Origin of the sequence: Succinivibrio dextrinosolvens DSM 3072, from assembly GCF_900167015.1 — a bacterium.
GTDB lineage: Bacteria > Pseudomonadota > Gammaproteobacteria > Enterobacterales > Succinivibrionaceae > Succinivibrio > Succinivibrio dextrinosolvens.
This window is the reverse complement of sequence record NZ_FUXX01000050.1, coordinates 1-17,036: the sequence shown is the minus strand read 5'-3', so window position 1 is coordinate 17,036 and position 17,036 is coordinate 1. Positions and strand designations below refer to the sequence as shown.

The following is a 17,036-nucleotide window of genomic DNA, read 5'->3' as shown; positions in this document are numbered from 1 at the left end:
TGCAAAATACACATCTCAGAGATGTCCCGTATGTGGAAGAATCCACAAACAGAGCAGAGATCATAACAGACATCTGTATAGCTGCCCATGCGGCTATAAATCCAATGATGACAGAGTTGGAGCCATGAATATTCAGAATCTTGGAAAGAGATGGCTGTCAGGAGAAAAGAATCCTAGATACAAAAAGGATAATAACTGATTAAGAGTAAACTCTTTTTCAAAGCGGGCATTGTCAATTGTCCGATGATGCTGGCAGTGTAGGGAGATTACCAATTGGTATCGCTTGTACCTATATTATGCTGACTAGCAAGCCCTCGGATTTATCCGAGGGTATTTGACATTTATTGATGTTCTGATTCAAAAACTAAGATAAATGTATCGGTTTGTTGAAATAAAATAGGCTATAAATTGATTCAGTAGTATATTTAACTCCTTTCTCTTTTTTAACATCAAGGAATAGTTCAATGGAAAAGATTATCATTGATACAGATATCGGTGTTGATGACGCAATTGCTTTAAGATATGGCATGTTAACCTGCGATGTTCTTGGTTATACCTGTTCATACGGAAATGTTGCTGTTGAAACGGCTGTAAAGAACTGCAAACTGGCCATGAGTAAGTATGGTTCTAATATTCCCGTATTTAAAGGAGCTTCAAGACCATTATCAAGAAAGCCTTTACCTCTGAGTACTCATATTCACGGAAAAGACGGTCTTGGTGCTTATTACGATAATCCTTTTGATGCCGAAGCCCCAGATGCTGTACATTTTATAATTGAGCAGGCAAGGAAATATCCAGGAGAAGTTAACCTTCTGACAATTGGACCAATGACTAATCTGGCCCTTGCTTTAAACTTATGCCCGGAATTACCAAAACTTCTAAAACGTGTAATCAGCATGGGAGGCGCTTTTGGAACAGACGGCAACTGCGGAAACATGACCCAGTTTGCCGAGTTTAATATTTATAACGATCCTGAAGCTGCCGATCTTGTTTTTGCTTCAGAGTTACCTCTTGTTGTGGTTCCTCTGGATGTTACTCATAGAATTCTGATTACAGATAAACAGATTGCATCAACAAATGATGATTTCATGGTTAACATTTCTGCTTTCTATATTGAATTTTCAAAGAAATTTGAAAAATTTGCAGGAATGTGTGTACATGATGCTCAGGTTGTAAGCTATTTACTTTATCCTGAAAAGTACAAGACTATAGATACCAGAATTGCAGTTTCTACTTCAGGTTACACTGATGGTCAGACCATTCGTCCAATGACTGATTACAATGTTCCTGATGATAAATTCAAGGGAAGACCAAATCATACAGTTTGTCTTGATGTGGATGTAGATTTTATTAGAGATTCAATGCTTGAGACTTTAAAAATGAAGTAGCTTGCGTTCAGATTGATCAACATAAAAGCTGAGACTCCTAATCATCTCAGCTTTTTTTATTTTTATTTTGAAGAGTGTACTCAAAGAATCTTTTGGTATCTGATATACTACACCTCAATTGTCTTAGAGTTTTTTTATTCAGATTTGTTTGGTTAACTTACTGATATTCAACAAATTCCACGAAACTAAAAGATAATCCACGAAACTATGATTTTTTAGGAGTTATTCCAAATGGCAAACGGATTCAACAGAGTTCAGCTGATTGGTAATCTTGGAGATGAACCAACAGTTCGTACCACCACTACCGGTACCACAGTTGCAAATATCAATCTTGCAATCAATGAGGCCCGCAGAGACCAGCAGACCGGTAATCTAATCAATGAAACCGAATGGGTTAGAGTTGTTGCTTTCGGCAGAACTGCAGAGATTATGCAGCAGTATCTGCACAAAGGTTCACAGGTTCATATCGAAGGTAAGCTTCGTACCCGTTCATATGAAGATAAGAACACTGGCGAGAAAAAGTATTCTACAGAAGTTGTATGTGAGCCAAACGGTCTTTTAATGCTTGGTTCAAGAGGCGACTCTGCAACTGTTTCATCATCAGGTGATGATTACTCTTCAAACGGTTATGCTTCTCAGAACAACCAGTATGGCGGTGCTCAGAGACAGCAGTATGGTAATCAGCAGTCACGTGGCGGCTATGGTAATGCAAATACCAATGCTGGTTACGGCAATGGCGGCGCTCAGAATTATGGCAACAGCTATGGTTCTCAGAATTCATTCGGAAACAAGCCTCAGTCTGCAGGTTACGGTCAGGCTGCAGCTCAGAATCCACAGGGGCAGGTTAATTCAAATGCATTCCGCGGCGGTATGAATCAGCAGCAGTCATTCAACAATGCTTCTGGCTTCAACTCTCAGAATAATTCATTTGGTGGTCAGAATAACTCTGGAAACTTCGGTAATCCTGATAATGCTGAGCCAATTAACGACGATCTTCCTTTCTAATAGAAAGATAAAAATCAAGCGCAAGGGAGCCTTTTGGCTCCTTTATTAATTTTTCTCTTAATCATCCTCAAGCAGAAAGTCTTTAATATTTTTGTGAATGATTCCATCTCTGCTCATGTCGAATTCATCAAGTGACAGCACATACTTCGGATAATTATCTTTTATGTTCCTATATACTCCAAACTCGCGTTCACTGGTTTCTTGTGTAGCTAAAATATAGCAGACTTGGATATAGATGGTTTTTGCTTGTTTTTGGGCGATGAAGTCAATTTCCTTTTGGGCATATTTCCCAACTGTAACCTTGTATCCTCGACGAATTAGTTCCAAAAATACTATATTTTCTAATATCATGTTGATATTGGCCATATTATCACCAATGACCGCTTCACGTATTCCGTGATCAACAATATAGTATTTTTCCTGAACAGATAGTATTTTTTTACCTTCGACATCCTGTCGTTTTACAGGATAAAACAAAAAGGCATCAATTCCAGCGTGAATGTAGTTCAGGACTGTTTCTGGTGCAATTGTTCTTCCTTCATTTTTTAGATACTTTGAAATGGATGTTGCGGAAAATGTATTGCCTGTATTTGCTGTTATATAGTTAATGATGCGTTCCAGAAGATCAACATCTCTAATTTTGTTACGCCGTATTATGTCTTTCAATTCGACCGCATTGTATAGATCTTGAAGATATTGTTTTACTGGTTCTTCCTGATACTCAAGATTCCATAAATATGGCATTCCACCAAATTTTATGTAGAGATTAAAGCATTCTGCAGTTGAACTCTTTGGCTTTGTTTTTTTGATAAGGCTGCAGAATTCTTTAAACGAAAAAGGGTATATTATAAATTCGACGTAACGCCCTGCAAGGTATGTTGAAAGTTCCCCTGATAAAAGCTTTGAATTTGAACCTGTGATATAGATATCGCAGTCAATATCTATTCTTAAGGAATTTATTACTTTTTCCCAATTTTCAACTTCTTGAATTTCATCAAAAAAAATGTAAGCTTTTCCCGATATTGCTTTAGTTTTATCTATTACATCCTTGTGCAATGCTTCTGCAGTACAAAGCTTTGCTAGTTTTAGTGATTCAAAATTATAGTTAAGAATTGATGATGGAGTGATGCCTTCATTTTCTAGTTCTTTTTGAATGAGTTGCAGTATTACTGATTTTCCACATCTTCGTATACCGGTTATAACCTTTATCAGATCCTTGTGCATAAAAGGTCTGATTCTTTCAAGATAAAGCTCTCTTTTTATCATTGCTTTTACCTCTGAAACTAATTGTCGTTTTTTAAAATATATCAGTTATATCTTACATTATATATAAAAAAACAAAATCTATCAGTTATAACTTATAAAAAATACATTCAATGAATTTGTGTCAGATATAACTTATAAAAATACAAATAAACACTTTTTTGTAAGTTATAACTTATAAGAAAGCAATAACAACCAGTTAACTTAGATAGGACATTTGATTGTGAGTAGAGGTGTTGGAAAACCACTTGATTTGACTTAAAGAATACTCTTTCACTAGATGAGCAGAAAAGTTTTCGGTCAAGTGGAGATGGCAATTCAGAACGTATTAAAACAATCTTTGCATTTAGTTATTGCGAGAATATTCTTTTTCAACCATTCTGATTTTGTAAATGTACATTACAACCAGGAAGACAATACATATAACCCAGCTTAATGGGTAAACCATCATCAGCACGTCAAAGCGTGGGAACTTCTCAAATACTGTGAATACATAGATAAGTCTACAGCTGCAGATGGTTAAGAGGGTAATAATGGTTGGTGGCAGAGAGAATCCATAACCTCTCATAGACCCCGACAGAACTTCAAGCAGAATATTGATTGGCTGTGGAAGAAGTACATAGAAGATTCTAACCATAGCGATACTGATAACCACTTCACTTACTGTATACATGCTTAGAAGCGGTTTGGCAAAAATGTAAGCAACAATGGTTATAAGAGTTGTGACAATAAGACCAATCAGGGACGAGATCTTTGCAATTTCCACACAGCGTCTGATGTTCTGAGCTCCAAAATTCTGTCCGATGAAAGTTGTTGCTGCAAGACCAAAGGCAGAGATGAAACAGTAGATATTGATCTCAATGGTAAAGGCTGCTGCGGATGCCGCCATAGCATCAGCGCCAAGACTGTTTATGGAAGACTGAATTACCAGATTTGAGATAGAGAATACGACGCCCTGAATTCCTGTAGGGAGACCGATGGATACAATTGCTCTGAGTTTTCTTGAGTTAAGCTTCATCATATTTCTAAGATCAAGGCTTATAGGCCCCTGAGCATTGAGGATCTTTTTGAAAAGATAAAGTGCACTTAAGGCATTTGCCATTGATGTACAGAAGGCCACACCTCCGATTCCCATGTTTAAGACAAGAACACATACAAGGTTTCCTGCAATATTGAGAATACTTGCGTATATAAGTGCAAACAGAGGAGTATGTGTATCACCGTTACTTCTAAGCAGTGCCGCCTCGAAATTGTAGATGGATATAAAAGGCAGTCCCATAAAGTAGGCTCGAAGGTATTTTATGGACTCTGGTTTTACTTCATCAGGCACATCCATGAGCTCAGTTATCTGAGGAACTAAGATTTCTCCAAGAATACAGAAAAAAATGCCGATGATGATGGCAACTGAGAATGAGGTATTAACCGCATCCTTTGCATTTTCCTCGTCCTTCATTCCAAGGTATCTTGCAACGACTACATTTGCACCGATGGACAGACCGACAAAAAGAGATACGATAAAGCCGATTACAGGAACATTGTTTCCCACTGCAGCCATGGCATTGTCATTTACATAGTGACCAAGAGTTACAACATCAGCTGTATTGAACAGCTGCTGAAGGAAGCTTGTCAGAGCCAGGGGAATAGAAAACACCAGGATCTTGTCCCATAAAGATCCCTCCAGCATGTCGATTTTTCTGTATTTCTCAATGAAAGAGTGCATAAGCCAACCTAGAATCTTTTTTCTCTTCTAATTCTAAGAAATTTTTAAAAAACAAAGTAATAATAAAATTCAAATATTCTAATTATCTGAAAAACAAAAAATAAAAAATAATTTAAATTTTTTTTATTTTTTTACTTGAAATAAAAATCACCTATCCCCATTTAACAGAATGTTAAAGATTAAATAGCTCTGACATACGAAATCAGGTGTCGAGTTTTTGGTGGTTATCGGACACCATTTTCCGATTTGAAGAATTTATACGGTTATAGACCGTGGAGAATCAAATGAAATTAGTTCCTTTGTATGATCGCGTTATTGTTAAGCCACTTGAGGAAGAGAAGAAGTCATCAGGCGGTATTTTACTAGGTAGCGCAGCTGAGAAATCATCTCGCGGTAAGGTAATTGCTGTAGGCAAGGGCCGTGTTCTAGAGAACGGTTCAACCTCACCTCTAAGCGTAAAAGTAGGTGACACAGTAATCTATAACGAAGGCTACGGCTGCAAGAAAGAGAAGATTGATGGTGAAGAAGTTCTAATCATCTCTGAGACTGACGTATTCGCAATTGTTGAAGAATAATATTTAAGTAGGAAAAAGATAAAATGTCTGCAAAACAAGTTGTTTTCGGTAATGACGCTCGTTCACAGATGCTAGAGGGCGTTAACACACTAGCAAATGCTGTTAAAGTAACCTTAGGTCCTAAAGGCCGTAACGTTGTTCTAGATAAGAGCTATGGTGCTCCTCTAATTACCAAGGACGGTGTAACCGTTGCTAAGGAGATTGAGCTAGAGGGCAAGTTCCAGAACATGGGTGCTCAGATGGTTAAGGAAGTTGCTTCAAAGGCTAACGACGCTGCTGGTGACGGTACCACTACTGCTACCGTTCTAGCTCAGGCTATCGTTAATGAAGGTCTTAAGGCAATTGCTGCTGGCATGAACCCAATGGATCTAAAGCGCGGTATCGATAAGGCTGTTGCAGCTGCTGTTACCGAGTTAAAGGCTATTTCACAGCCTTGCGAGAACAAGATTGCTCAGGTTGGTACTATTTCTGCTAACTCAGACGCAACTGTTGGTAACCTGATTGCTGAGGCAATGGAGAAGGTTGGTCGTGATGGCGTTATCACCATTGAAGATGGCCAGGGTCTTGAGGATCAGTTAGACGTAGTTGAGGGTATGCAGTTTGACCGCGGTTACCTATCACCTTACTTCGTAAACAAGGCTGAGACCGCTACTGTTGAGTTAGAGAACCCATACATTCTTCTATGCGACAAGAAGATTTCAAACATCCGTGACTTAATCTCTGTTCTAGAGGGTGTTGCTAAGGCTGGCAAGTCACTTCTAATCATCGCTGAGGACGTTGAGTCAGAGGCTCTGGCAACTCTAGTTGTTAACAACATGCGTGGTATCGTTAAGGTAGCTGCTGTTAAGGCTCCTGGTTTCGGTGACCGTCGTAAGGCTATGTTACAGGATATCGCAATTCTAACTGCTGGTACTGTAATCTCTTCAGAGCTAGGCATGGAATTAGACAAGGCAACCTTAGATGATCTAGGTGTTGCAAAGCGTGTTGTAATCACCAAGGATAACACCACCATTATCGATGGTGAGGGTGATTCAGCTGCTATCGAGGCACGTGTTGCTCAGATCCGTCAGCAGATCGAGAAGTCAACTTCAGACTACGACCGTGAGAAGTTACAGGAGCGTGTAGCTAAGTTAGCTGGTGGCGTTGCTGTTATCAAGGTTGGCGCTGCAACTGAAGTTGAAATGAAAGAGAAGAAGGACCGTGTTGAGGACGCAATGCACGCAACCCGCGCTGCAGTTGAAGAAGGTATCGTTCCAGGCGGCGGTGTAGCTCTAGTTCGTGTTGCTAAGAAGTTAGCTGGCACTGTTAAGGGCGAGAACCAGGATCAGGACGTTGGTATCAAGGTTGCTCTAACTGCAATGGAAGCTCCTCTACGTCAGATCGTAACCAACGCTGGTCAGGAAGCTTCAGTTGTTGCTAACGAAGTTCGCAACGGTTCAGGTAACTTCGGTTACAACGCTGGTACTGAGCAGTACGGTGATATGATTGAGATGGGTATTCTAGACCCAGCTAAGGTAACCCGTTCAGCTCTTCAGTATGCTGCTTCAATTGCTGGCTTAATGCTAACAACCGAGTGCATGATTGCTGACGCTCCAAAGGATGACGCTGCTCCACAGGCTCCTATGGGCGGCATGGGCGGTATGCCAGGAATGATGTAATCTATTCCTTATGCAAATAGAAAGGCCAGCAGTAATGCTGGCTTTTTCATTGGTTCAATTTAAAAACAGAGTGTTTAGAGTCGGAATACACCTATTGCTCTATTTCCTCTGTTGACTCAGGTCCTTTATGAGCCTCATCGTATATAGCCTGTATATCTTCAGGAAGGTTATCAGGCATCATTCTATTTAGATTATCCTCATTTCCATCCTTTAAAGCCTGCTCATAGTACCAGCATTTAAATTTAATCATGCAGAGTGTTTTGTTGAGCTTCGCCATTTCAGCTTCAATATTCTCTTTCTGTTTTTCAAACATATCCTTGCGTTTCTGATAGGTTGAAGGTCCTTCTTCACACCATTTCATAAACTGTCGGATATCCTTGATCTCAAGTCCTGATTTTTTTAGACACTCAATTACTCGTAAAGCTTCAACCTGTCTGTCGTTGAATTTTCTGATACCAGATGTTCTCTGAAGATCTAGAAAAAGACCTTCCTTGTCATAGTATCGTAATGTGGATACAGGCAGGTCAAACATTTTGGATAGCTGTCCGATGGTATACATTTCTTACCTCTAATTTTTTTTGTATTGTCTATATGTAATTATAAATGCTAAAGCTGACTTTAGGTTTAGATTAATTTTCTTAAAAATCAGAGGTTAGTAAAAAAGTTTTTTTAATGCTTGACCTAAAGTTAACTTTAGGTTCTATAGTTTATTCAAACAATCCTAATGGAGAAATTTGCTATGAAAAAATTATTGGCTACCGCTATTCTATGTTCAGCTCTATCAGGCTTAACAGCCTGTTCTACAGCTATCAACAATGATACCAGTGAGGTTCAGATGACAGATAAATGGGATAAAACCTTTAAGCTAAGCGAAAAAGTAATTCACTCTAAAGTAACCTTCAAAACAAGATTCGGAACAACTATCGCTGCAGATATGTATGTACCAAAGTCAGGAGAAGGTAAATATGCAGCTATAGCAGTAAGCGGTCCATTTGGTGCTGTAAAAGAGCAGTCCTCAGGCTTATACGCACAGACAATGGCAGAAAGAGGCTTTGTAACCATTGCATTTGATCCATCTTTCACAGGTGAGAGTTCTGGTACTCCAAGATACATGGCATCTCCAGATATTAACACAGAAGATTTTCAGGCTGCTGTAGATTTCCTTTCTAACCTTCAGAATGTTGATAAGGAGAGAATCGGTATTATCGGCATCTGCGGCTGGGGTGGTATTGCGCTGAAGGCTGCTGCAGTAGATACACGTATTAAAGCAACTGTTGCCTCTACTATGTATGATATGAGCAGAGTTATAAGAAACGGATATTTCGATAGTGAGGATTCTAAAGAGAAGAGACACGAGAAGCTTGCAGCTATGAACGCACAGAGAACCAAAGATGCTGCTGATGGTGTTTATGATAGAGACGGTGGACTTCCAGATGTGCTTCCTGAGAATGTTCCTCAGTTTGTAGCTGATTACTACAGTTACTACAAGCAGCCTCGCGGCTATCATGAGCGCTCTGTAAATTCCAATGGTGGCTGGGCAAAGGTTTCTGCTCTGTCTTTCATGAACACTCATCTGTTATCAACAATTGGTGAGATTGATTCTCCTGTAATGCTTGTACACGGAGAGAAAGCCCATTCAAGATATTTCAGTGAAACTGCATTTAAGCAGCTTAAGGGTGATAACAAGTCTTTAGTGATTGTTCCTGGCGCAAATCATGTTGATCTGTATGACAGAACAGATTTAATTCCATTTAATCAAATCGAAGATTTCTTTAAAGTTAATCTTAAGTAATTCTGATGAAGGAGGATAAAATGCAGATTTCTTTTTTTAATCCAACAAGACTTGTATTTGGTAAAGGCAAACTAAAAGAACTAGGCAGTTATGCTAAAGAGTATGGTAAGAAGGCCTTAATTGTCTATGGTGGCGGCTCCATTAAAAAGAACGGAGTATTTGACAGTGCTATAGCTTCATTAAAAGAAGCTGGTATTGAGTACGTTGAATGTGGTGGAATTGAGCCAAATCCAAAGATTGATTCTGTAAGACGCGGTATTGATCTTATCCGTAAGAATGGCTGTGATCTGATTATTGCCATTGGCGGCGGAAGTGCCATGGACTGTTCAAAGGCAATCGGCGCAGGTGCTTTGTATGACGGTGATCCATGGGACATGATTTTCCATGGTCAGGAAAATGTATATATCCCAACCAGATGTATGCCAATTATTACCGTGCCTACTCTTGCTGCAACAGGATCAGAGATGAATCCTGGCGCTGTGATTTCAAATTCAGAAACTCATGAGAAATCATTTGTGCAGACCGATGCTCTTTTCCCTAAAGTTGCCGTTGTTGATCCTACTCTTACTATAACAGTACCAAAGAACCAGACCGGATATGGCGTCTGTGACATTATTGTTCATCTTACTGAGTCTTATTTTAACGGAGTGGATGGAACTCCTATTCAGGATGATTTTGCTCTTGCAACCATTAAGAACTGTATGCAGTATGGTTTAAAGGCTTATCAGGATGGCTCTGATCTTGAGGCTCGCGAACAGGTGCAGTGGTCATCTATTCTGGCACTGAACGGTTTTGTTAACTGCGGAACCAACGGAGGCTTCCCTGTGCACATGATTGAGCATACTGTATCTGGTATCTACGATATTACCCATGCTGCCGGCCTTGCTATCATCAATCCATCATGGATGAGATTTGCGATTACTCATGGCGGAAATGTAGACAAGTTTGCCCGTTTTGCATCCTATCTCTTTGGTATCCAGAATGATGGAGATAAGGTTAAGACTGCACTTGCCGGCGTTGATGAGTATGAGAAGTTTTTAAAGAAAATCGGCTGTCCAGTAAGATTCTCTGAGCTTGATATCGATGAGAGCAATTATGAGAAGATTGCAGATGTAACTCTTAAGGTAATCCATGATGGAGAAGGAAAGCTTCCTGCAAGACCTTCCCTGTCTAAAGCAGATATTATGAATATTCTGAAAAGTGCATCTTAGTTCTTAACAGCTATGCTGTCAGAGTTAATTAAAGGGGAGAATTATGATTTTTTTTAAGGCATTGAAAAATGTTAAGGGAATATTCCTTTTGATAGGTCTCTTCTTCTCTCTGACAGCTTTTTCTACGGGGCAGGAAATGAACAGCTTTTATATTCATGTTAACGGTAAAGTTCTCGTATGTGAATGTGCGGATAACTCGTCTAGTAAGGCCTTACTTGAGAAACTGAAGCTTTCTGATGTCGAAATAGACATGTCTGACTATGGAAATTTTGAGAAAGTTGGCGATCTGGGCTTCAGTCTTCCACAGAATAATGAGGATATTACAACTGCTCCCGGAGATGTAATTCTATATCTGGGCTCCAAGTTAAGTATCTATTATGCGCAGAACAGCTGGAATCTTACCCGTATAGGAAAAATAAGAAACCAGAATTCTCAGGAACTAAAGTCTATTCTTGGCAATAGTGGCGTAAAAGCAAGATTGTCTTTAAGCGACCGTTAGCCGTTCTTCAATTTTAAATTAAATACCGTAGACATCCTGACTGTAAGTTTCAGGAATATGAAGATTTTGGGTAATATGAAAAAAATAATGATAATTGTAATTACAGCCATTGTGGCTCTTGCCGCGTGTGCTTTATATTTTTTCAACACTCCTCAGTTTGGTCGAGCACCATCTGGTCATCGTCTTGAGAGAATAATGAAATCTCCAAACTTTAAGGATGGTGTATTTCAGAACCGAGAGCCAATCGTTAATCATCTTGAAGACGGAATACTTGTCAGCTTCTATAAATTCATCTTTGAAAAACGAGATGATCTTCGTCCAGAGAAAAGCATTCCTCACGTAAAAACAGACCTGAAAACACTGGATAAGAACAGAGATCTGGTTGTATGGCTTGGCCATTCTTCTTTTCTTTTACAGCTTTCTGGGCACAGATTCCTGGTAGATCCTCATTTAAGTGGTCATGTTGCACCGGTATCTTTTCTGATGACAGCCTTTGATGGAAGTAATCCATATTCTGTAGACGATCTGCCTGATGACATTGATACGATTCTGCTTTCTCACGATCACTGGGACCATCTGGACTATACAACAACTGTTGCCTTAAAGGACAGAGTTAAACATGTTGTTACAGGACTAGGCAATGGCGAATACTACGAGATGTGGGGCTATTCTGAAGCTAAAATTCGTGAACTGGATTATGGAGAGGAATACATTCTGTCTGATGATATAAAAATCACCTTTACTCCGGCCAGACATTTCTCCGGAAGATTTTTTAAGCAGAATCCTACTGAACCAGGCTCCTTTGTAATTACTTCTAAAAACAGGAATTTCTTCTACAGCGGTGATAGCGGCTACGGAGAGCACTATAAGAAAATCGGTGAGAAATACGGACCATTTGATTTTGCCGTAATGGAAGATGGTCAGTATGATATGCAGTGGCACAATGTCCATATGCTTCCAGAGGAAGTAATTAAGGCCTCTGAAGAAATTGGCGCAAAAGCAATTCTTCCTGTGCATAACAGCAAGTTTGTAATGGCAAATCATACCTGGAAGGCTCCTCTTGAGGAGCTTATAAAACACGGAGAGAACTTTAACGGGAAAATTGTAACTCCGTTGATTGGTGAGATTGTGTATCTGGATTCACTTCCACAAACAAACCTGTGGTGGAGAAACATAAACTGATCTAATGCCAATACTGCTGTATCTGCTATGTCAGTCAAAGTTTTTCATATATAGGTTTTCGTTTTTTGGAAGTAAAATAAAGTGAATTACCGGTAATTTTCACCTGAATCACTATAGGATACTGTCTTTTGATGAATTGCAGATTAGCTGAACTGAATGATATTGATGTCATCCTAAAACTATATGAAACTGCACGTGCCTTTATGAAGGCTAACGGCAATCCACACCAGTGGGGAGAAAACTGGCCACCTCGTGAGCTTGTTGAGCGTGATATAAATAAATCCTGTTGCTATGTCTGTGAGCAGGGCAGGGCCATCGTAGGCGTGTTTGTCTATATCTACGGTAAGGACTGCGATCCAGCCTACCTTAAGATTACAGATGGAAAATGGCTTGATGATTCAGCATATGGCGTGATTCATCGTCTGGCTACTGACTGTACTACCAAAGGTGTAGGAACTTTCTGTATCAACTGGTGCTATGAGAAGGCAGGGCACATAAGAATTGATACCCATTCAGACAATAAGCCTATGCAGGCTCTTGCTCGTAAGCTAAATTTTGTTCACTGTGGCACCATCTATGTTGAGCATGATAACTATCCACGTCTGGCCTACGAAAAATCAGCAGTTACAGAGTCATTAAACAAATAAGGCAGTCTCTTTTGAAACTGCCTTTGAGAATAGGAAAGCTTTGTGTACTAGTAAAGCTTTTCTAAAACCTCTTCATCAATCTTGAAGCAGTGCTCCTCAGATGGGAATGCAGCGGTCTTTACCTCTGAATCATATTTGTTGAATGCTTCAAGAATCTGATCTCCGACATTGCCAAAGTGCTTAACGAATTTTGGTGAGAAATCCTTATACATACCAAGCATATCCTGATAAACAAGGATCTGACCGTCACAGTCAGGACCAGCACCAATACCGATGGTTGGAATTGAAAGTTTTTCAGTTACGATTTTTGCAAGCTTGGCTGGCACACACTCAAGTACTACTGAGAATGCTCCTGCCTCCTGAACAGCCAGTGCATCCTCAATCAGCATCTTAGCTGCAAGTTCGCTCTTTCCCTGAACCTTGTTACCGCCAAAGGCATTTACTGACTGAGGAGTCATGCCGATATGAGCCATTACAGGAATGCCTGCATTGGTAATTGCACGAATGTGCTCTGCAACCTTTTTACCGCCCTCAAGCTTTACTGCATTTCCGCGTCCTTCCTTTAGAAGTCTGCCTGCATTGGTAACTGCCTGTTCAACTGATACCTGGTAAGACATGAATGGCATATCGATAACAACCAGCTTATCCTTACAGCCTCTTGCTACAGCGTGTCCAAAGGTAATCATATCCTCCATGGTAACTGAAAGGGTATCTTCATAGCCCAGCATAACATTACCAAGTGAATCTCCGACCAGAACTGCATCAACGTTTGATGAGTTTACAATCTTTGCTGTGGTGTAGTCATAGCAGGTCAGCATGGATATTCTTTCTTTTTCTGCCTTGCGTTTTGCAAAAGTTGAAACTGTAATCTTCATATTTTGTCCTTAATTATTCTGATAAGTATTTATCTAACTTACTAAAATCTCTGTCTGGATTTTTAATTTTGGCAATCTGTAAAAGCTTGCGTGATAAAAGGGTGTATAAAAGTCTGTCACTATATGTCTCAAGAGAGCGTATATGCTTGCTTACTGTGTTAACATCTCCTCTCTGAACGGGACCGGTCAGTGCCTGAACAGGGCCATTCTTCAGAACGTGTTCAATATTTCCCTTTATCAGAGGGGCAAGTGCCTCAAGTGAATCTTCCTTTGTAAAGCCACACTGTTCAAGAAGTTCAACTCCTCCGTTAATCAGAGCAACAACCTGATTGCTGACAACTGATGCTGCAAGATGATACTTCGCTTTGATATCTGAACTAATGATTCTTACATTAAGAGAGCAGCTTTTCAGAAAATCCATCATAAGTTCGGTTGCCTCATGATTTCCCTCTAAAAAGAAGAATACCTTTTCAAACTCAGTATGACTTTCTTTTGAATCAACTGCACATAGCGGATGAAGACTGATTTTTCTGATATTCAGAGCATTATCATCTTCTCCGAAAACTTCTTTTGCTGTAAGTGAACCTGAACAGTGGCATACAATGGTATTTTTAAGATTATCTGAAGAGATTTCTCTGAACACAGATGCAATCTCATCATCAGGTACGGTAATGAAAAGCAGATCACTAATTTTTGCAAGACTGTTTATATCTGTAAATGCATGAGATTCTGTCTTGTCTGCTATCTCTACTGCATGTTCTTCGGTCTTAGAGTAGAATCCTGAAATTTCACACTGATGTGAGTAAAAATAAAGAGCAAGAGAGCTACCGACTTTTCCTGCTCCTACAAAACCTATCCTCATACTGATTGTATACAGCCTGGAATGCTGTGTTCCTTTATTATTTTATATCTTTAAAAACCGCTTAATTGTACCACTCTTTATATTCAACTTCACTTCTCAGAATCGTAAAGATTATTCTCATTTTTTTTAATATCGGTAATTGCTCTAATTTTGATTTACGAATCTTTTTTAAAATAGGAAAGAGAATGGTAAACATTTCTTCCGTTTTTATTTCAGTGTATTGCTCAAAGCTCTGTAGATTTTGCGTTTTGAGTGAAATGTCTTAAAGGGAATTTCGTATTATGAGTATATTAGATAGATTTTCCATAAGAAGTAAGCTTATATTTAGCTATGTTTTGATGATCGTGGCTACTCTGTTTGTCTCCTGGTCAGCTTTAGGCAACATGACCAAGTGTCATGATGTGGCATCTTTTGTTCACACTACCCTGAATGAACGATATGGAAGAACAAGACGAACCGCCGACTATGCCGCTCATATCGAAGACCTGTTTGAACAGCTGACAAAAGGAGGAAATGTTGCTGAAATTATCTCTGATCTTCAGAAGAGCTCTAAGGGAATGCAGGATGCTGCTGATGCTCTGCAGATGGCCCGATATCCTAAGGAGATTGGAGCTGTAAAGGCTGCAACCAAAGAATATCTTAATGTGCTGAATAACAAGATTATTCCTGCTCTTAATGAATCAAGAAGATCTCAGGCTCTTTCTTTCCACACATCAGCAATGATGCCTCAGTTCATTGTTATTCAGAATAATATTGTTAAGGTTAACGGCTACCAGATTAAAGCAGCCAATAACAGTGTGGCAACCATCAATGATACCTCAGGAATCTATACAGTAAGTGCCATCACAATCGGCGTTATAGTTCTTGCTATCATAATTATCATCTACATGCCAAAGATTATTATCAGCAGCATTGAGTCGATTATAGATATCTCAAATCTGCTTGCTGCAGGAAAACTAAACAAAGTTATAGAAACCAGACGTAAGGATGAATTTAAGCCTCTGATGCTGGCTCTGGAGAAGATGCGACAGTCATGGCTTGTGAGCGTTGAAAATATCCAGAGCGTAAGTACTAATATCAACAGAAATATGAGTGATATTACCACATCTGCCAATGTGATGAATTCAACAGCAAAGGAAAACCAGTCTCAGTCTCTAACAGTCGCAGCTGCATCTGAAGAAATGGTTTCAACAACAGGTGATATTGCCAAGAACTGTGAACATGCGACTGTGACTGCAGCAGATTCTGCTCGTAGTACTACAGTTGGTATCAGTCGCGTTGAAGAAACAATGAGCAAGCTGAATCAGCAGGTTGAAAAGTCTAAGAAAGATGCGCTTCTGGTTCAGCAGTTGGCTGAAACTGCTCAGAAGATTGGAGCAATTACTCTTGCTATTGAAGATATTGCATCTCAGACAAATCTGCTGGCTTTGAATGCTGCAATTGAGGCTGCCCGTGCTGGTGAAGCCGGTAAAGGCTTTGCTGTTGTGGCAGATGAAGTTCGTGCTTTATCATCCAGAACCTCAAAATCTACTCAGGAAATTACCAAGATGGTTATGCAGGTTCAGTCAGATGCTAAGGTTGCTAATGATGCAATGCAGCAGTCTGTAGAGGTAATGGATCAGATCTCAATAGAGACAGGTCAGATGCACTCTGTGTTAAATGAGGTTACTGAGAAGGTTCAGGAAGTAAATGATCAGATTAGCCAGATCGCTACAGCTGCAGAACAGCAGACAACAGCTACTTCCGAAATTTCAACCAACATGAAGGGAATTACGGACGGTTCTTATAGACTGGCTGAACAGGTTGAACTTGTGGATAAGAATATTCTTGCTACCAACAGTGAGGTAGAAAACCTGCTGAAGATTGTAAGTCAGTTTGAAATCAGATAGTTTGTCCTGTTCATAAAAAAAGAGGCTGATGCCTCTTTTTTTTTTCGAGATTATTTTTCTCCATAGCGTAAACAATGTATTGACTATTTGCGTTATGTCTTGTTTGTCACAATGATGACAAAACGGTTCCTTCATCTAATTAAATGGGGCAGGTCTGCCCTGACCCCAGTAAGTTGAACTAGTATGGCCTCAGAAATTGATCACTTAAGTTTCTAGGTCATACTAACAGAATTTAAGGCTTGTTTCCTGAAATTAATTGGAGACAGGCCTTTTAATTTTTTACAAACTCTGTCAGTGTTATACCATTTTATATAATCTTTAATAGCTTTCTCTAGGTCTTTTAAATCCTTAAATGTCTTTTCCTTTCCATAAAACATTTCAACCTTCATTCTTCCAAAGAATATCTCAATCATAATGTTGTCATGAGTAGTAGCTTTCCTGGACATGCTTTGAACCAGATTATGCTCTTT

The 17,036-nt window shown here is 39.5% G+C and carries 17 protein-coding genes; 11 read left to right on the top strand and 6 right to left on the bottom strand.

Features of this window, described 5'->3' with window-relative positions:
* The 3 genes from B5D46_RS10480 to B5D46_RS10470 all read left to right on the top strand — a co-directional run.
* On the top strand, positions 1-199 hold a 199-nt coding region (locus B5D46_RS10480; protein WP_143075415.1), incomplete at its 5' end, for a zinc ribbon domain-containing protein.
* A gap of 265 nt (positions 200-464) precedes the next feature.
* Positions 465-1,388, top strand: coding sequence for a nucleoside hydrolase (locus B5D46_RS10475; RefSeq protein ID WP_078929415.1), 924 nt, complete (start codon positions 465-467; stop codon positions 1,386-1,388).
* A gap of 231 nt (positions 1,389-1,619) precedes the next feature.
* Positions 1,620-2,393 carry a single-stranded DNA-binding protein gene (locus tag B5D46_RS10470; protein ID WP_078929414.1) on the top strand — a complete coding sequence of 258 codons (774 nt, stop codon included), beginning with the start codon at positions 1,620-1,622 and terminating at the stop codon, positions 2,391-2,393.
* Positions 2,394-2,450: 57 nt separating this feature from the next.
* Here B5D46_RS10470 and B5D46_RS10465 read toward each other — a convergent pair whose 3' ends face one another.
* Positions 2,451-3,659 (bottom strand): ATP-binding protein, encoded by a 1,209-nt coding sequence (locus B5D46_RS10465; RefSeq protein ID WP_078929413.1) that lies wholly within the window; start codon positions 3,657-3,659, stop codon positions 2,451-2,453.
* A 343-nt stretch (positions 3,660-4,002) separates the two neighbouring features.
* Positions 4,003-5,376: an MATE family efflux transporter gene (locus tag B5D46_RS10460; protein WP_078929412.1), complete on the bottom strand. Its 1,374-nt coding sequence runs from the start codon at positions 5,374-5,376 to the stop codon at positions 4,003-4,005.
* Between the two features lie 284 nt (positions 5,377-5,660).
* On the opposite strand from B5D46_RS10460, the gene B5D46_RS10455 reads away from it, so the two are divergent.
* Positions 5,661-5,951, top strand: coding sequence for a co-chaperone GroES (locus B5D46_RS10455; RefSeq protein ID WP_074838144.1), 291 nt, complete (start codon positions 5,661-5,663; stop codon positions 5,949-5,951).
* Between the two features lie 23 nt (positions 5,952-5,974).
* On the top strand, positions 5,975-7,609 hold the full coding sequence (gene groL / locus B5D46_RS10450) for a chaperonin GroEL (protein ID WP_078929411.1): 1,635 nt from the start codon (positions 5,975-5,977) through the stop codon (positions 7,607-7,609).
* A 91-nt stretch (positions 7,610-7,700) separates the two neighbouring features.
* Here groL and B5D46_RS10445 read toward each other — a convergent pair whose 3' ends face one another.
* A complete protein-coding gene (locus B5D46_RS10445) occupies positions 7,701-8,168 on the bottom strand; it encodes a MerR family transcriptional regulator (RefSeq protein ID WP_078929410.1) in 468 nt (155 codons plus the stop codon).
* A 180-nt stretch (positions 8,169-8,348) separates the two neighbouring features.
* Here B5D46_RS10445 and B5D46_RS10440 point away from each other — a divergent pair, with 180 nt between their 5' ends.
* The 5 genes from B5D46_RS10440 (at position 8,349) to B5D46_RS10420 (ending at position 12,940) form a co-directional block, all read left to right on the top strand.
* Positions 8,349-9,401, top strand: coding sequence for an alpha/beta hydrolase (locus B5D46_RS10440; protein ID WP_143675667.1), 1,053 nt, complete (start codon positions 8,349-8,351; stop codon positions 9,399-9,401).
* A gap of 20 nt (positions 9,402-9,421) precedes the next feature.
* The gene (locus tag B5D46_RS10435) at positions 9,422-10,612 is read left to right on the top strand and encodes an iron-containing alcohol dehydrogenase (RefSeq protein ID WP_078929408.1); all 1,191 of its coding nucleotides are present in this window, start codon (positions 9,422-9,424) and stop codon (positions 10,610-10,612) included.
* Positions 10,613-10,655: 43 nt separating this feature from the next.
* Positions 10,656-11,111 carry a cyclophilin-like fold protein gene (locus B5D46_RS10430; protein ID WP_200805050.1) on the top strand — a complete coding sequence of 152 codons (456 nt, stop codon included), beginning with the start codon at positions 10,656-10,658 and terminating at the stop codon, positions 11,109-11,111.
* An 87-nt stretch (positions 11,112-11,198) separates the two neighbouring features.
* A complete protein-coding gene (locus B5D46_RS10425) occupies positions 11,199-12,293 on the top strand; it encodes an MBL fold metallo-hydrolase (protein ID WP_159443101.1) in 1,095 nt (364 codons plus the stop codon).
* Positions 12,294-12,424: 131 nt separating this feature from the next.
* Positions 12,425-12,940 (top strand): GNAT family N-acetyltransferase, encoded by a 516-nt coding sequence (locus tag B5D46_RS10420; protein ID WP_078929406.1) that lies wholly within the window; start codon positions 12,425-12,427, stop codon positions 12,938-12,940.
* Between the two features lie 47 nt (positions 12,941-12,987).
* On the opposite strand, the gene panB is transcribed toward B5D46_RS10420, so the two are convergent.
* Both panB and B5D46_RS10410 read right to left on the bottom strand, forming a co-directional pair.
* Positions 12,988-13,815, bottom strand: a complete 828-nt coding sequence (panB, locus tag B5D46_RS10415; protein WP_078929405.1) for a 3-methyl-2-oxobutanoate hydroxymethyltransferase — start codon at positions 13,813-13,815, stop codon at positions 12,988-12,990.
* A gap of 13 nt (positions 13,816-13,828) precedes the next feature.
* Positions 13,829-14,692, bottom strand: a complete 864-nt coding sequence (locus tag B5D46_RS10410; protein WP_412556294.1) for a Rossmann-like and DUF2520 domain-containing protein — start codon at positions 14,690-14,692, stop codon at positions 13,829-13,831.
* Positions 14,693-14,958: 266 nt separating this feature from the next.
* Between B5D46_RS10410 and B5D46_RS10405 the strand changes: the two genes are divergently transcribed.
* Positions 14,959-16,566 (top strand): methyl-accepting chemotaxis protein, encoded by a 1,608-nt coding sequence (locus tag B5D46_RS10405; RefSeq protein WP_078929403.1) that lies wholly within the window; start codon positions 14,959-14,961, stop codon positions 16,564-16,566.
* A gap of 212 nt (positions 16,567-16,778) precedes the next feature.
* On the opposite strand, the gene B5D46_RS10400 is transcribed toward B5D46_RS10405, so the two are convergent.
* Positions 16,779-17,036 (bottom strand): IS3 family transposase (locus tag B5D46_RS10400; protein ID WP_143675666.1); only part of this gene is annotated, 258 nt, incomplete at its 5' end.

Bases quoted from the DNA above. Each gene is read 5' to 3' on its own strand.
- B5D46_RS10475 (WP_078929415.1), top strand. From the start codon at position 465: ATGGAAAAGATTATCATTGATACAGATATCGGTGTTGATGACGCAATT.
- B5D46_RS10470 (WP_078929414.1), top strand. From the start codon at position 1,620: ATGGCAAACGGATTCAACAGAGTTCAGCTGATTGGTAATCTTGGAGAT.
- B5D46_RS10465 (WP_078929413.1), bottom strand. From the start codon at position 3,659: ATGATAAAAAGAGAGCTTTATCTTGAAAGAATCAGACCTTTTATGCAC.
- B5D46_RS10460 (WP_078929412.1), bottom strand. From the start codon at position 5,376: ATGCACTCTTTCATTGAGAAATACAGAAAAATCGACATGCTGGAGGGA.
- B5D46_RS10455 (WP_074838144.1), top strand. From the start codon at position 5,661: ATGAAATTAGTTCCTTTGTATGATCGCGTTATTGTTAAGCCACTTGAG.
- groL (WP_078929411.1), top strand. From the start codon at position 5,975: ATGTCTGCAAAACAAGTTGTTTTCGGTAATGACGCTCGTTCACAGATG.
- B5D46_RS10445 (WP_078929410.1), bottom strand. From the start codon at position 8,168: ATGTATACCATCGGACAGCTATCCAAAATGTTTGACCTGCCTGTATCC.
- B5D46_RS10440 (WP_143675667.1), top strand. From the start codon at position 8,349: ATGAAAAAATTATTGGCTACCGCTATTCTATGTTCAGCTCTATCAGGC.
- B5D46_RS10435 (WP_078929408.1), top strand. From the start codon at position 9,422: ATGCAGATTTCTTTTTTTAATCCAACAAGACTTGTATTTGGTAAAGGC.
- B5D46_RS10430 (WP_200805050.1), top strand. From the start codon at position 10,656: ATGATTTTTTTTAAGGCATTGAAAAATGTTAAGGGAATATTCCTTTTG.
- B5D46_RS10425 (WP_159443101.1), top strand. From the start codon at position 11,199: ATGATAATTGTAATTACAGCCATTGTGGCTCTTGCCGCGTGTGCTTTA.
- B5D46_RS10420 (WP_078929406.1), top strand. From the start codon at position 12,425: ATGAATTGCAGATTAGCTGAACTGAATGATATTGATGTCATCCTAAAA.
- panB (WP_078929405.1), bottom strand. From the start codon at position 13,815: ATGAAGATTACAGTTTCAACTTTTGCAAAACGCAAGGCAGAAAAAGAA.
- B5D46_RS10405 (WP_078929403.1), top strand. From the start codon at position 14,959: ATGAGTATATTAGATAGATTTTCCATAAGAAGTAAGCTTATATTTAGC.